This window comes from Xanthomonas sp. NCPPB 3218 (assembly GCF_056725185.1).
In genome coordinates this window covers 3,329,802-3,343,085 of the sequence record NZ_CM161516.1, presented here as the reverse complement: position 1 = coordinate 3,343,085, position 13,284 = coordinate 3,329,802, and the positions used below count along the sequence as shown (strand labels likewise).

The following is a 13,284-nucleotide window of genomic DNA, read 5'->3' as shown; positions in this document are numbered from 1 at the left end:
ATGCAGCTTTGTGCACTCGATGCAGGCACCACCCGGCCAGCCGGCGGGGCGATCAGCGCTTACGCGGACGCGGCCATGCCGCTACCATCGGAGATCGCCACTTTCGGACCGCAGCGATGACCTGGACCACGCCCGATCTGTGTGACCGCTTTCCCGAGGTGAGCATCGCCGAACCGCTGTTCCGCTCCTATGGCGGACGTGCGGCATTCTCCGGGCCGATCGTCACCGTGCGCTGTTTCGAGGACAACTCGCGGGTGCGCGAGCTGGCCTCCACGCCTGGCGACGGCCGCGTGCTGGTGGTGGACGGGCAGGGTTCGTTGAAGCACGCGCTGCTGGGCGACCAGATCGCGATGCAGGCGGTCGCCAACGGCTGGGCCGGCGTGTTGATCCATGGCTGCGTGCGCGATGTGGAGATCCTGGCCACGCTGCCGCTGGGCGTGCTGGCGCTGGGCGCCTGCCCGCGCCGCACCGAGCGCCGCGATCTGGGTGATGTGGATGTGCCGGTGAATTTTGCCGGCGTGGCCTTCGTGCCCGGCCATTGGCTGTATGCCGATGGCAACGGCGTGTTGGTGGCACTGCTGCCGCTGTCGCTGGACAGTGCCGGCGGATCGACCTGAGCGAATGAGAGGACGTGCGACAGTGACCGTGAACCGATGGCTGAGTGGAGGCGTGCTGATGCTGGCAAGCTTGGTGACGACGCAGGCGGCCGAGCTTCCCGCCGGCATGCAGCAGTTCGACGCGCAGATGGAACGCGTGCGCAAGCAGTTCGATGTGCCCGGCATTGCGGTGGCCATCGTCAAGGATGGGCAGGTGGTGCTGGAGCGCGGCTACGGCGTGCGCGAGATCGGCAAGCCTGCGCCGGTGCAGGCCGACACGCTGTTTGCGATCGCCTCCAACACCAAGGCCTTCACTGCCGCATCGCTGTCGATCCTGGCCGACGAGGGCAAGCTCTCGCTCGACGACAAGGTCATCGACCACCTGCCGTGGTTCCGCATGTCCGACCCGTACGTCAGCGGCGAGATGCGTGTGCGCGATCTGCTCGCGCACCGCAGCGGCCTGAGCCTGGGCGCGGGCGATCTGTTGTTCTGGCCGACCACCAGCTACAGCACCGACGAAGTGGTGCAGCGCCTGTCCAAGGTGCCGCTGAAGGGCGGTTTCCGCGATCGCTACGCCTACGACAATATCCTGTATGCGGTGGCGCAGAAGGTGATCGAGCAGGTCTCCGGGCAGACCTATGCGGCGTTTCTGCAGCAATGCATCTTCGCCCCGGTGGGCATGCGCGGTACGCGCTTCAATGCCGACCATCTGCAACCGGGTGACAACGCGGCCGTGGGCCATGCCAAGTACGACTTCACCGAGCTGCGCACGGTCGCGCCGCTGACCTGGTCCAACAACTCCGGTGCCGGCGGCATCTATTCCAGCGCGCACGACATGGCGTTGTGGATGAAGGTGCAACTGGCCGGCGGCGTCCTGCCCGATGGCACGCCGCTGTTCAGTGCCAAACGGCAGCAGGAGATGTGGTCGATGATCACGCCGATTGCGATTGCCGACCCGGCCGTGCCGGAGCTGGCGGCGGCACGCCCCAATTTTGCCGGCTACGGTGAGGGCTGGAGCCTGAGCGACTACCGCGGCCATCGGCTGGTATGGCACACCGGCGGCTGGCCGGGCATGGTGTCGCGGCTGACGCTGGTGCCCGACCAGCAGCTGGGCGTGGTGGTGCTGACCAATCAGGAGATCGGTGCGGCCTTCAATGCGGTGACGTTGCAGGTGCTGGATGCATTCCTGCAGGTGCCGGCCACCGATTGGACCGCCGCCTATGCCAAGGCGGTGGCCAAGGCCGATGGCGATGCGGACACCAGCTGGAAGAAGCATCAGGACGCACGCGTGGCGCGCTCCACGCCGTCGCTGCCGCTGCGCAGCTATGCGGCGACCTATCGCGACCCGTGGTACGGCGACGTGGTGATCCGTCAGGACGGCAAGCGCCTGCGTCTGCAGTTTTCCAAGACCGCGCAATTGATCGGCACGCTGGAGCATTGGCAGCACGACAGCTTCATCGTGCGCTGGGACGATCGCAGCCTGAATGCCGATGCCTTCGTCAATTTCGCGCTGACCCCGGATGGTGCGGTGCGCGAGATGCGGATGGAGGCGATCTCGCCGCTGACCGATTTCAGCTTCGATTTCCAGGACCTGGTGTTGACGCCGGTGGCAGCGGAGCAAACGGGACACAAGTGACACATCACTCGTCCTGCAAGCGGGGCACGGTCACTGCACGGAGCGTCTAGTGGCCAGCGGCCAATGTAGTATCGGGGTGGCGTCCACGCCATCCCCAACCGGTTGCAGGGCTTTCGGGTGTCATCTGCGCCGCAATGCGCGCTGCAGCATGCATTGATCACGGCGCGTGCCGGCTACCGGGCTCGGCGGGCATGCGTCACGTGGTCGGGCCTGCCGCTGCAGGCGGGTGTGCCGACGCCCGCCGGCGCGTTGGCGCCAGCTGCACGATGCTATCGCCGGCCGGCACGGCTCGTTATGATCCGCGCACTTCTCAGGGATGTTGCCCAACGCATGACCACTCCGCAGATGTCGGTGTATTTCTTCTTGCAGGCTGCGGTGATCCTGCTGATCTGTCGTCTGGTGGGATTGCTGGCCAAGCGGGTGGGGCAGCCGCAGGTAGTCGGCGAGATGATTGCCGGCGTGGCGTTGGGTCCGTCGCTGTTCGGCATATTACTGCCGGATGTGCAGGCGGCGCTGTTTCCCAAGCAGACGCTGGACGTGCTGTATGTGCTGGCCCAGTTCGGCGTGGGCCTGTACATGTTCCTGGTCGGCACCGACTTCCGCAGCGATCATTTCCGCGCACGCTATCGCAGTGCGATGAGCGTGTCGCTGGCCGGGATCGCGGTGCCGTTCGCATTGGCCTTCGCGATGTGTCCGTGGCTGATCAACGTGGAGGGCTTGTTCTCGGAAAAAGCCAAGTTGATGGAGGCTTCGCTGTTCCTGGGCGCGGCCATCGCGATCACCGCCTTCCCGATGCTGGCGCGCATCATCCACGAGCGCGGGCTGACCAATAGCCCGTTGGGCACGCTGGCGCTCACTGCAGGTGCGTTCGACGATGCGGCGGCCTGGTGCATTCTTGCCGTGGTGCTGGCCAGCTTCGGCGGCAGCTGGGGCAGCGCCTATCTGGCCATCGGCGGCGGCGTTGCGTATGCGGCGTTCATGATCTTTGTCGGCCGGCATCTGCTGCGTCGTCTCGAGCGTTACGTGGTGCAGGACCAACCGCTGAGCAATGGCGTGTTGGCAGTCATCCTGATGCTGTTCTGCCTCAGCGCCTGGGCGATGGATGCGATCGGCATCCATGCAGTCTTCGGCGGCTTCCTGCTCGGCGTCTGCCTGCCCAGGGGCGCGTTGACCGAGAAGTTGCGCGAGATGATGCAGCCGTTCGTGGTGGTGTTCCTGCTGCCGATGTTCTTCACCTATTCCGGCTTGAAGACGCAGCTGAGCGTGCTGCTGCAGCCGCAGATCATGCTGGCCGGCGTGGCGATTCTGGCCGCATCGTTCATCGGCAAGGGACTGGCCTGCTGGGCCGCCGCACGCATCACCGGCGAGAACAACCGCGATGCGATGGCGATCGGCTCGCTGATGAATGCACGCGGTTTGATGGAACTGATCATCATCAACATCGGGTTGCAGGCCGGCGTGATCGAACAAGGCCTGTTCTCGGTGCTGGTGCTGATGGCGATCCTCTCCACGCTGATGGCCACGCCGCTGTTCAACTGGATCATGCGTCGCCATGCCGATGTGACCGCTGCGGTGCCGAGCCTGCAGCAGCGTTGATGCTCGCAGCGGCCTGGCATGCCAGGCAGCCGCAAACGCTGCGGCGCAACCGCGCGAACGCCTCAGCGCGACAACGGCAGTTGCACGCTGGCCAGCAACCCGCCGCCGACGCGATTGCCCAGGATCAAGCAGCCATCGTGCGCCTGGCAGATGGCCGAGGCGATCGCCAGGCCCAGGCCGCTGCCACCGGAATGGCGCGCGCGTGAACTGTCCGCGCGCCAGAAGCGGTCCAGCAGGTGCGGCAGCTGCGCAGGCTCCACGCCGGGGCCGCGGTCGCCGAGCGTGACCAGCACATGCGCACCATCGCGGCGCAGCTCGATATCCAGCACCTTGCCTGCGGCGGCGTAGCGCAGTGCGTTGTCGATCAGGATGGAAAACACCTGGCCCAGGCGATGGCGGTCGGCGCAGACGCGTAGCCCGGAAGGTGCCGGCGCGGTGACCGTCGTCTGCAACGCGCGGATTGTCGGGCCTGCCCATTCCACCCGCTCGGCAATCAGCTCATGCAGATCGAAACTGTCCGGCTCCAGCACCAGCTGGCCGGCACGCGCCAGCGACACCAGATGCAGGTCGCCGATCAGCCGATTGATCTGTTCCAGCTGGCGATGGACCAGGCGCAATTGCTCGGGATCGCGCGGGAAGACCTCGTCCAGCATGCCCTGTACGCGGCCCATCGCTGCGTTGAGCGGGGTGCGCAGTTCGTGTGCCAGCATTGCGCTGGACTCGCGCAGTTCGCGTTCGTACTGCTGCAGTTTGCCGCCCATGGCGTTGAAGTCGTCCGCCAGCGCCGTGAGCTCGTCCGGTGCGCCTGCCACCACCTGCGCGCGTGCGCCGAAGTCGCCATCGCTGACCCGATGCGCGGCCCTGGCCACCTGGGAAAATTGCCGCGACAACGGACGCGATGCAAGCAGCCCGCAGACCAGGATCACCGGGATGGAGAGGGCGACCATGGCCCACAGCGTCCACCAGTCAGGGTTGGCCAGCCCGGGCAGAAAATTTTCCACATCGTAGTACTGCTGCAGCAGTTGCCACAGGCGTGCCTCGTTGGCGACCGGCTGTTCGCGCAGTTGTTCGATTTCGGTGCGGGCCGCCGCCGGCAGCTTGCCCAGGATCAGGCTGTCGCGCAGGTTGAAGTAGCACCACATGCCGAAGGCGATCACCACCACGGTCACCACTGCCAGTGCGCTCATCCGCACACCCACCCACATCCACAGCGGCGCTTGCCGGCGCCAGGCGTTGAAGCGCCGCAGGGCATTCATTGGAAGCGGTATCCCACCGCGCGCACGGTGACCAGCACGCCGGTGATGCCGTGCACCTCCAGCTTGCGGCGCAGGTTGTGGATGTGCGAATCCACCACCCGTTCCAGTGCATCGCTGTCGGGCAGGCAGGCGTCGAGCAGTTCGCTGCGGGTGAATGCCTTGAACGGCGTCTTGAGCAGGATGGCGAGCAGGTTGAATTCGGTCGGGGTCAGGTCCAGTGCCAGCTGAGCCCCGGCCGGGTCCTGCACGGTGGCCACCACTGCAGCCAGGTCCACACTCAGGCGGCCATGCCGCAGCGGCTCGCCCGGCGCACGCACCGCCACGCTTCGGCGCAGCACTGCATGGACGCGCGCCACCACTTCCTTGGGGCTGTACGGCTTGACCACGTAGTCGTCGGCACCATAGCGCAGTGCGCCCAGCTTCTCCGGCTCGTCGCCGATGGCGGTGACCATGATGACCGGCGTATCGCTGGCGCGGCGGATCGCCGACAGCACTTCGATACCGCTGAGCTTGGGCAGCATCACATCCAGCAGCACCAAATCCGGCGCCCACTGACGATGCAGGTGAATCGCCCGCTCGCCGTCTCCGGCGATGGCAACGTCGAAGCCGTCGCGACGCAGATAGGCGTCCAGGATGCTGGCGCTGTCTGCATCGTCTTCCACCAGCAGAACCTTTTTGCCTGTCATGGCGTGGTGCCCTGTCGTCTCGATCAAATCTGGATAATTCCCGAAAACAACCTGGACGCTGCAGGTCGAGGATGTCGGTCGAGATTGGCTCGTGTGCTCCGACATCATGATTCCACAAATGACCGCGCCTCGTTGTTTCCGCGCCCTGCGTAATGCGGCAATCGCCATGTTGCTGGGCGGCTGTTCATTGACGCCGACTTACCAGCGATCGGCGGTGACCGTGCCGGGCACCTTCGGCAGCCAGCAGGCGGTGGCCGCTGTGGGACCGAGCGAGCCGGTGGGGATCGAGCTGAATCTGCAGGAACACGCGTTTGTGCAGGCGTTCGCACCGGATCGCGATCTGCGGCCGTTGCTGCAACGCGCGCTTGCGCACAACAGCGACTTCCGTCGCGCCGCCTTGCAGGTGGAGCAGGCACGGGCGCAGTACCGCATCGAGCGCGCCGCGCGCGTGCCAAGCATCGGCGTGGGTGCACAACAGGTGCGGCAGCGCTTCGACGATCCGGCCCTGAACGCGCGCTACGGGCAGGATCTGGTCGTTGCCAACGCCGGCATCGGCAATCTCGAGCTGGACTTCTTCGGCAAGCTGCAGGCCATGTCCGAGGCGGCGCGGCAGCGCTATCTGGCCAGCACCCATGGGCGCGATGCGGCCCGGGGCGCGCTGGTTGCCGAGGTGCTGCGCGCCTACACCATCGAACGCGCAAGCAGCCAGGCGCTGCAGCAGCTGCAAGCAGCCGATGCCGACAGTGCTGCGCTGCTGGCCATCGCACAGCGGCAGTACCGGATTGGGCTGATCGCGCGCGACCAGCGCGATGGCCAGCAGCGTCAGGCCGATCAGGCCCATGCCGCGGCCTTGCAGGGCGCCGACGACCACGCTGCGGCATTGCGCGCGCTGCAACTGCTGGTTGGCTACGACAGCTTGCCGGTGCCGGGCGACCTGCAGCGCCTGATTGCCGCAGATACACCCAGCACGGCGTGGCGTGCGCTGGATTCCTCGTTGTTGCTGCAACGCCCGGACATCCAGCAGGCGGAGCTGGAACTGCGCGCGGCAAACGCCGACATCGGCGCCGCACGCGCCGCGTTCTTTCCATCGATCACCCTGAGCAGCAGCGTGGGCACTGCCAGCGATGGCTTGAACGGGCTGTTTTCCGCCGGCCACGGCATGTGGAGCTTCAGCCCGCAATTGAACCTGCCGTTGTTCGACGGAGGCCGCAACCGCTCCAATCTCGCCCTGGCGCAGCTGCGCCAGCGCGCCGATGTCGCGGCCTACGAACAGGCGATCCAGTCCGCCTTCCGCGAGGTCGCCGATGCGCTCGACGCGCACGCCACCCTGGCCGACTCCGAACCGCGTGCACGGGCGCAGGCCGAACGTGAGCAATCGCGCATGACACGGCTCAGCAGGCGCGTGGACGCAGGCCTGGAAGATCGCACCACGCTGCTGACCGAGCGCCTGCGCGCCACGCAGGTGCAACTGGATTACCTGACCACCGCACGCCAACGCCTGTTGAGCCGGATTGCCCTGTTTCAGGCGTTCTACGGCGTTTGCCTGCCATCCCTTTCCTGATCGCTGACGGAGATTTTCATGGCCATCCTGTTTTCCATGCAGCTGCCTCGTGACACCACACTGCGTGCCTGGCCGTTCGTTGCCAGCCTGCTGCTGCCATGCCTTGCGCATGCGCAGACCGATCTGACCGGCAGCTCGCGGCTGTTGGGTGACCACACCGATCTCACCGCGGGCGCGGCAGCGGTTGCGGCACCGCGGTATGCCGGCGCCGAGCGCGCGCGCGTGCAGGCCAACCCGGTGCTGGTGGTCCAGCGCGGCATGCTGTTCTTCGACACCGCGCGTGGTGCGGGTCTGCAGTTCCAGAGCGATTCCGGCTTCTATCTGTCGCAGTCGCTGTATTACGACCTGGGCCGCCTGCAACGCGACAGCGACTGGCGTCCGGGTTCGCGCGTGCTGGCCGGCATGGGCGATGTACCGGGGTCTCTCACCGCACGCACACTGGTGATGCAGCGGATCACGCCGTACATGAACGTCAACGCGGAAGCCGAATTCGCGCTCAAGCAGGACGCACGGCGCAACCGCTATCGCGCCGGCGTGGAGTTCACCCTGCTGCATGGCGCCAGCGACACGGTGACGCTGGATCTGGATGTGCATGCCGGCGATCGTCGCTTCAACCAGGCCTACTTCGGGGTCACCGACGCGCAGGCGGCGCGGACGCGCTGGCAGGCCTTCCATACCGGTTCCGGCGTGTATGCCGCCGCGGTGGGCAGCAGCTGGACGCATGCGCTGGGCGATCACTGGGCCACCACCGTGAGCGTGACCGGCACCCGCTATGCGGACAACGCCACGGACAGCCCGCTGGTTGCACGCCGCAGTTTTGTCGGCGGCACGGTTGCAGTGACCTACAGCCGCTGAGCGGCACATGGCAGGGGATAGCGTGATGATGGATGTTCTTCGCACCATGGTGTGTTGCGGTCTGTTGCTGGTGCTGGCCGGCTGCAGCCGGCCGGATGCGCCGGCGGCCGAGACCCCGCGGGCGGTCAAGCTGGAGCGCTTCGGCTCCGGCCGCGATGGGTGGCTGCAGGTGCCGGCAGTGGCGCGTCAGCAACAACGGGCCGAGTTGGCGTTCGAGAGCGGCGGACGCATCGCCGCCGTGCTGGTGGATGTGGGCGACCGCGTACAGAAAGGGCAGGTGCTGGCACGCCTGGATGCCGAGCCGCTGCAATTGCGCCAGCAGCAGGCCGACGCGAACCTGCGCGCGGCGATGGCGCAGTCCGGCGAGCGGCAGCTGCAACTGCGCCAGCAGCACGCCATGTTCGACGATGGTGCCAGTTCGGCGGCGACGCTGACCGCCGCCCGCGCGGCGGCGGATGCGGCAACCGCGCAACTGCAGGTGGCAAAGGCCGACCTGGCGCTGGCGCGGCGTGCATCGCGTCTTGGTGAGCTGCGCGCACCCTTCGATGGCGCCGTGGTCGCACGCCTGCAGCAACCGCAGGCCGATGTGGGGGCGGGGCAGGCAGTGTTGCAGCTGGAAGGGCAGGCGCATCTGCAATTGCTCGCCAATCTGCCGCCTGTTGCTGCCGCCGGGCTGACGCCTGGGCAGACCGTGCAGGCCACGCTGGCCGACGAGCCTGCGGTGCCGCTGACATTGCGCCTGCGCAGCCTGTCCAGCCGGCTGGATAACGGTGCCACTGCGCTGGCGATTCTGGAGGTGGTGCGCGCGCCGCACGCGATGCGCAGTGGCGACAGTGTGTTGCTGCAGTTGCCCGCGCAGGCTGCGAGCACGCCCAGCGTGCCGCTGTCTGCGGTACTGCCCAGGCTCAATCGCCAACGGGCCAGCGTGTTCGTGTATCAGCCGGCACAGCGGATCGTGCGCGAGCGCGCAGTCGAGCTCGGGTCGATCGTCGGCGGCCGCATCCAGGTCCGGCGCGGGCTGCAGGCCGGCGATCAGGTGGTCAGCGCAGGCGTGGGCTTCTTGATCGATGGCCAGCCGGTGGCGCCGTTGCAGATGCAGACGCAGCTGAGCGGAGGGCAGGCGCCATGATGCTGACCCGGATGGCGATGAGGTCGAGCCGGCTGACCTTGTTCGCGGCAGTGATGATCCTGCTCGGCGGCATCGTGGCGTTCGTCGGTTTTCCCTCGCAGGAAGAACCCTCGGTCACCGTGCGCGACACCATTGTGTCGGTGGCGTTTCCGGGCATGCCCAGCGAGCAGGTGGAAACCCTGTTGGCGCGCCCCCTCGAAGAGCGCCTGCGCGAACTGGCCGGCATCAAGCGCATCGTGAGCACGGTGCGGCCAGGCAGCGCGATCGTGCAGCTGACCGCTTACGACGATGTGCAGGATCTGCCGGCGTTGTGGCAGCGCGTGCGCGCCAAGGCCGCCGAGGCGGGTGCGCAACTGCCTGCGGGCACGCAGGGACCGTTGGTCGACGATGACTTCGGACGGGTGTCGGTGGCCTCGATCGCAGTCACCGCACCGGGCTATTCGATGAGCGAGATGCGTGGGCCGCTGCGGCGCCTGCGCGAGCAGCTTTATACCCTGCCTGGGGTGGAGCAGGTGGCGTTGTACGGGCTGCAGGACGAGCGCGTGTATGTGGCGTTCGATCGCGCGCGGCTGCTGGCGACCGGACTGAGCCCTGCCAGCGTGATGGCGCAGTTGCGCTCGCAGAATGTGGTGGCCTCCGGCGGGCTGGCGACGGTGTCCGGGCTGGCGATGACGGTTGCGACTTCCGGGGAGATACGCTCACCTGCCCAGTTGCGGGACCTGTTGCTGACCTTGCCGACACCCAATGCCAATGGCGTGCGCGAAGTGGCGTTGGGCGAGCTGGCGCAGGTACAGGTGATGCCTGCCGATCCGCCGGAAAGCGCTGCCGTCTACCAGGGCCAGCCGGCGGTGGTGGTGTCGGTCTCGATGAAGCCCGGCAGCAATATCGCCGACTTCGGCAAAACGCTGCGCGCCAAGCTGGGCCAGACCGCGCAGGAATTGCCCGCAGGTTTTGCGCAGCACGTGGTCACCTTCCAGGCCGACGTGGTCGAGCGCGAGATGGGCAAGATGCACCACGTCATGGGCGAGACCATCGTCATCGTCATGGCGGTAGTGATGCTGTTCCTGGGCTGGCGCACCGGCCTGATCGTCGGCGCGATCGTGCCGTTGACCATCTTCGCCTCGCTGATCGTCATGCGCGTGCTGAGCGTGGAGCTGCAGACGGTGTCGATCGCGGCGATCATCCTGGCGCTCGGCCTGCTGGTGGACAACGGTATTGTCATTGCCGAAGACATCGAACGCCGCCTGGTTGCCGGAGAACAGCGCCGTCAGGCCTGCATCGACGCCGGCCGCTCCCTGGCCACCCCGTTGCTGACCTCATCGTTGGTGATCGTGCTGGCGTTCTCGCCGTTCTTCTTCGGCCAGACCAGCACCAACGAATATCTGCGCTCGCTGGCTACCGTGCTTGGCGTGACCTTGCTGGGCTCGTGGCTGCTCAGCATCACGGTGACGCCGCTGCTGTGCATGTATTTCGCCAAGGCACATGTCGCACACGGCAGCGAACAGGAGCCGTCGCGCTTTTATCGTGGCTACCGCCGCCTCATCGAGCGCGTGCTGATGCACAAGGCGCTGTTTATCGCCGGCATGGTGGCGATGTTGGCGGCGGCGGTCGCGGTGCTGGTGTCGATCCCCTACGATTTTCTGCCCAAGTCCGATCGTCTGCAGTTCCAGATGCCGGTGACCTTGCAGGCAGGCAGCGATACGCGTGAAACCCTGCGCACGGTGCGCGCGCTGAGCCGCTGGTTGGCCGATCGGCGCGCCAACCCGGAGGTGGTGGACAGCATCGGCTATGTCGCCGATGGCGGCCCGCGCATCGTGCTGGGCCTCAATCCTCCCCTACCGGCGGCCAACATGGCGTACTTTACCGTGAGCGTGCGCCCAGGCACCGATCTCGATGCAGTGATAGCGCGGGCACGTGCGCATGTCCGCAGCCACTTCCCCACCGTGCGCGCCGAGCCGAAGCGGTTTTCGCTGGGCGCGACCGAAGCCGGGATGGCGGTGTATCGCGTGGTCGGCCCCGACGAGACAGTACTGCGCAGCAGCGCCGCTGCGATTGCAAAGGCGCTGCGCGCGTTGCCGGGCACCGTGGATGTGCAGGACGACTGGCAGGCGCGCATTCCGCGCTACGTGGTGCAGGTGGACCAGCTCAGGGCGCGGCGTGCCGGGGTGAGCAGCGAGGACATTGCGCAGGCGCTACAGGCGCGCTACAGCGGCGTGGATGCCTCGTTGTTGCGCGACGATGGCAGCTCGGTGGCCGTGGTCTGGCGTGGCAGTGCGCAGGAACGCGCCGCCGACGGCACACCTGGCGACACCCTGGTGTACCCGCAAGCCGGCGGTGCGCCGGTGCCGCTGGCGGCGGTCGCCACGGTGCTGCACGACAGCGAGCCGTCGGCGATCCAGCGGCGCAACCTGAGCCGTGCGATCACCGTGACCGCACGCAACCCGCAGTTGACCGCGACCGAGATCGTCGAGCGCCTGTCGGTGCCGATGGCCGCGCTCAAGCTGCCACCCGGTTATCGGCTGGAGATCGGTGGCGAGCTGGAGGATTCTGCCGAGGCCAACCAGGCCCTGCTCCAATACATGCCGCACGCACTGGGCGCGATCCTGCTGCTGTTCGTGTGGCAGTTCAACTCGTTCCGCAAGCTACTGATCGTGCTGTCGGCAGTCCCGTTCGTGCTGATCGGTGCGGCACTGGCCCTGGTGATCACCGGCTATCCGTTCGGTTTCATGGCGACCTTCGGCTTGCTGGCGCTGGCCGGCATCATCGTCAACAACGCGGTGCTGCTGCTGGAACGCATCGAAGCCGAGCTTGCCGATGGCCTGCCACGCCGCGAGGCGGTGATCGCCGCAGCGGTCAAGCGGCTGCGCCCGATCGTGATGACCAAGCTCACCTGCATCGTCGGCTTGATTCCGCTGATGCTGTTTGCCGGGCCGCTGTGGACCGGAATGGCCATCACCATGATCGGTGGCCTGGCGCTGGGCACGCTGGTGACGCTGGGCTTGATCCCGATCCTGTATGACCTGTTGTTCGGCCTGCGACTGCCGGCGCGTGCAGCGGGTGTGGCGTAAATCCGGGCGGGCGAGGGCGGCGGCGCAATGATGCTGGCGTGACGGTGGGCGGCATCGTCGATGCATGATCGCGCGACATGCCGCATATCGCATATCGCACACCGCATGGCGCAGCGCTGACGGAGCGGGGCCATGCAGGCGCGGGCCGCTGCCGCCATACTGGCGACTGAGAGACACGACCAAGACCCGATGAGCAAAGCCAAGAAGAAAGTTGCACAGCAGGCGGTACCCACGCCTGCGCCGGTATATCAGCTGCATGTTTCATTGGTGGACAGCGCGCCGTTGATCTGGCGCCGCGTGCTGGTGGCCGGAGCGCTGCGCCTGGCCACGCTGCATCGTGTATTGCAACCGCTGATGGGCTGGAGCGGTGCGCATCCGTACGAATTCGACCTGGGCGGCGGCCGCTACGGCGAATCCGGGCTGGATGTGCCGGAGCGGCCACGGCTCAAGCATGCTGCCCGGGTCAGCATCGAAAGCGCGGTGGGCGAGCTGGAGCGTTTCGACTATTTCTACGGTGCCGGCGCGGGTTGGCAGCACCGCGTCCAGGTCGAGGCGATCCTGCCGCCGGACGCGAGCCTGCGCGCGGCCCGTTGCGTGGACGGCGCCAATGCCTGCCCGCCGGAGAGCAGCGAAGGAATCGACAGCTACCAGGCCTTGCTGCGGATCATCGCCGACCCAGAGCATGCGCAACATGTGCAGGAGCTGGCCACCCTGGGCGGGCGCTTCGATCCGGGCCATTTCGATCTGGCCGAGGTCAACCGCCTGCTCGCACGTGTCCGCGAGTGAGCGCGACTGACGCCGCATGACCTGCAGTGACGCCCAGGCCATGCATGGCTTGGGCAAGCGAAATCGATCCGGTTGCCTGTTACGCGCATCGCAGCCTGCCGTGCAGGTGATGCTG

The 13,284-nt window shown here is 66.9% G+C and carries 10 protein-coding genes; 8 read left to right on the top strand and 2 right to left on the bottom strand.

What is annotated here, in order from left to right; translation table 11 throughout:
* Nucleotides 1-116: 116 nt before the first annotated feature.
* From rraA to AC1PLS_RS13825, 3 genes are all read left to right on the top strand, one after another.
* Entirely contained in the window at nt 117-617 is a 501-nt protein-coding gene (gene rraA, locus AC1PLS_RS13835) for a ribonuclease E activity regulator RraA (protein WP_184378724.1), read from the top strand.
* Between the two features lie 22 nt (nt 618-639).
* A complete protein-coding gene (locus AC1PLS_RS13830) occupies nt 640-2,232 on the top strand; it encodes a serine hydrolase (RefSeq protein ID WP_184378722.1) in 1,593 nt (530 codons plus the stop codon).
* A gap of 330 nt (nt 2,233-2,562) precedes the next feature.
* Nucleotides 2,563-3,828, top strand: a complete 1,266-nt coding sequence (locus AC1PLS_RS13825; protein ID WP_104554007.1) for a cation:proton antiporter — start codon at nt 2,563-2,565, stop codon at nt 3,826-3,828.
* Between the two features lie 62 nt (nt 3,829-3,890).
* On the opposite strand, the gene AC1PLS_RS13820 is transcribed toward AC1PLS_RS13825, so the two are convergent.
* Complete coding sequence (locus tag AC1PLS_RS13820; RefSeq protein ID WP_481103781.1) at nt 3,891-5,084, bottom strand: sensor histidine kinase; 1,194 nt, start codon at nt 5,082-5,084, stop codon at nt 3,891-3,893.
* Nucleotides 5,081-5,770, bottom strand: a complete 690-nt coding sequence (locus AC1PLS_RS13815; RefSeq protein WP_104554009.1) for a response regulator — start codon at nt 5,768-5,770, stop codon at nt 5,081-5,083. Before AC1PLS_RS13815 ends, AC1PLS_RS13820 begins: the two co-directional genes overlap by 4 nt.
* Nucleotides 5,771-5,876: 106 nt before the next feature.
* On the opposite strand from AC1PLS_RS13815, the gene AC1PLS_RS13810 reads away from it, so the two are divergent.
* From AC1PLS_RS13810 to AC1PLS_RS13790, 5 genes are all read left to right on the top strand, one after another.
* The gene (locus AC1PLS_RS13810; protein ID WP_184431685.1) at nt 5,877-7,331 is read left to right on the top strand and encodes an efflux transporter outer membrane subunit; all 1,455 of its coding nucleotides are present in this window, start codon (nt 5,877-5,879) and stop codon (nt 7,329-7,331) included.
* Between the two features lie 36 nt (nt 7,332-7,367).
* A complete protein-coding gene (locus AC1PLS_RS13805) occupies nt 7,368-8,186 on the top strand; it encodes a MipA/OmpV family protein (protein ID WP_311542206.1) in 819 nt (272 codons plus the stop codon).
* A 28-nt stretch (nt 8,187-8,214) separates the two neighbouring features.
* Complete coding sequence (locus AC1PLS_RS13800) at nt 8,215-9,315, top strand: efflux RND transporter periplasmic adaptor subunit (RefSeq protein WP_237474870.1); 1,101 nt, start codon at nt 8,215-8,217, stop codon at nt 9,313-9,315.
* Nucleotides 9,312-12,383 carry an efflux RND transporter permease subunit gene (locus tag AC1PLS_RS13795; RefSeq protein WP_126965929.1) on the top strand — a complete coding sequence of 1,024 codons (3,072 nt, stop codon included), beginning with the start codon at nt 9,312-9,314 and terminating at the stop codon, nt 12,381-12,383. Before AC1PLS_RS13800 ends, AC1PLS_RS13795 begins: the two co-directional genes overlap by 4 nt.
* Nucleotides 12,384-12,572: 189 nt before the next feature.
* Nucleotides 12,573-13,169 carry a plasmid pRiA4b ORF-3 family protein gene (locus tag AC1PLS_RS13790; RefSeq protein ID WP_126965930.1) on the top strand — a complete coding sequence of 199 codons (597 nt, stop codon included), beginning with the start codon at nt 12,573-12,575 and terminating at the stop codon, nt 13,167-13,169.
* Nucleotides 13,170-13,284 lie beyond the last annotated feature (115 nt).

What these genes read in the sequence shown, in the direction of transcription:
- rraA (WP_184378724.1), top strand. Translation starts at nt 117, where the DNA reads ATGACCTGGACCACGCCCGATCTGTGTGACCGCTTTCCCGAGGTGAGC.
- AC1PLS_RS13825 (WP_104554007.1), top strand. Translation starts at nt 2,563, where the DNA reads ATGACCACTCCGCAGATGTCGGTGTATTTCTTCTTGCAGGCTGCGGTG.
- AC1PLS_RS13820 (WP_481103781.1), bottom strand. Translation starts at nt 5,084, where the DNA reads ATGAATGCCCTGCGGCGCTTCAACGCCTGGCGCCGGCAAGCGCCGCTG.
- AC1PLS_RS13815 (WP_104554009.1), bottom strand. Translation starts at nt 5,770, where the DNA reads ATGACAGGCAAAAAGGTTCTGCTGGTGGAAGACGATGCAGACAGCGCC.
- AC1PLS_RS13810 (WP_184431685.1), top strand. Translation starts at nt 5,877, where the DNA reads ATGATTCCACAAATGACCGCGCCTCGTTGTTTCCGCGCCCTGCGTAAT.
- AC1PLS_RS13805 (WP_311542206.1), top strand. Translation starts at nt 7,368, where the DNA reads ATGCAGCTGCCTCGTGACACCACACTGCGTGCCTGGCCGTTCGTTGCC.
- AC1PLS_RS13800 (WP_237474870.1), top strand. Translation starts at nt 8,215, where the DNA reads ATGGATGTTCTTCGCACCATGGTGTGTTGCGGTCTGTTGCTGGTGCTG.
- AC1PLS_RS13795 (WP_126965929.1), top strand. Translation starts at nt 9,312, where the DNA reads ATGATGCTGACCCGGATGGCGATGAGGTCGAGCCGGCTGACCTTGTTC.
- AC1PLS_RS13790 (WP_126965930.1), top strand. Translation starts at nt 12,573, where the DNA reads ATGAGCAAAGCCAAGAAGAAAGTTGCACAGCAGGCGGTACCCACGCCT.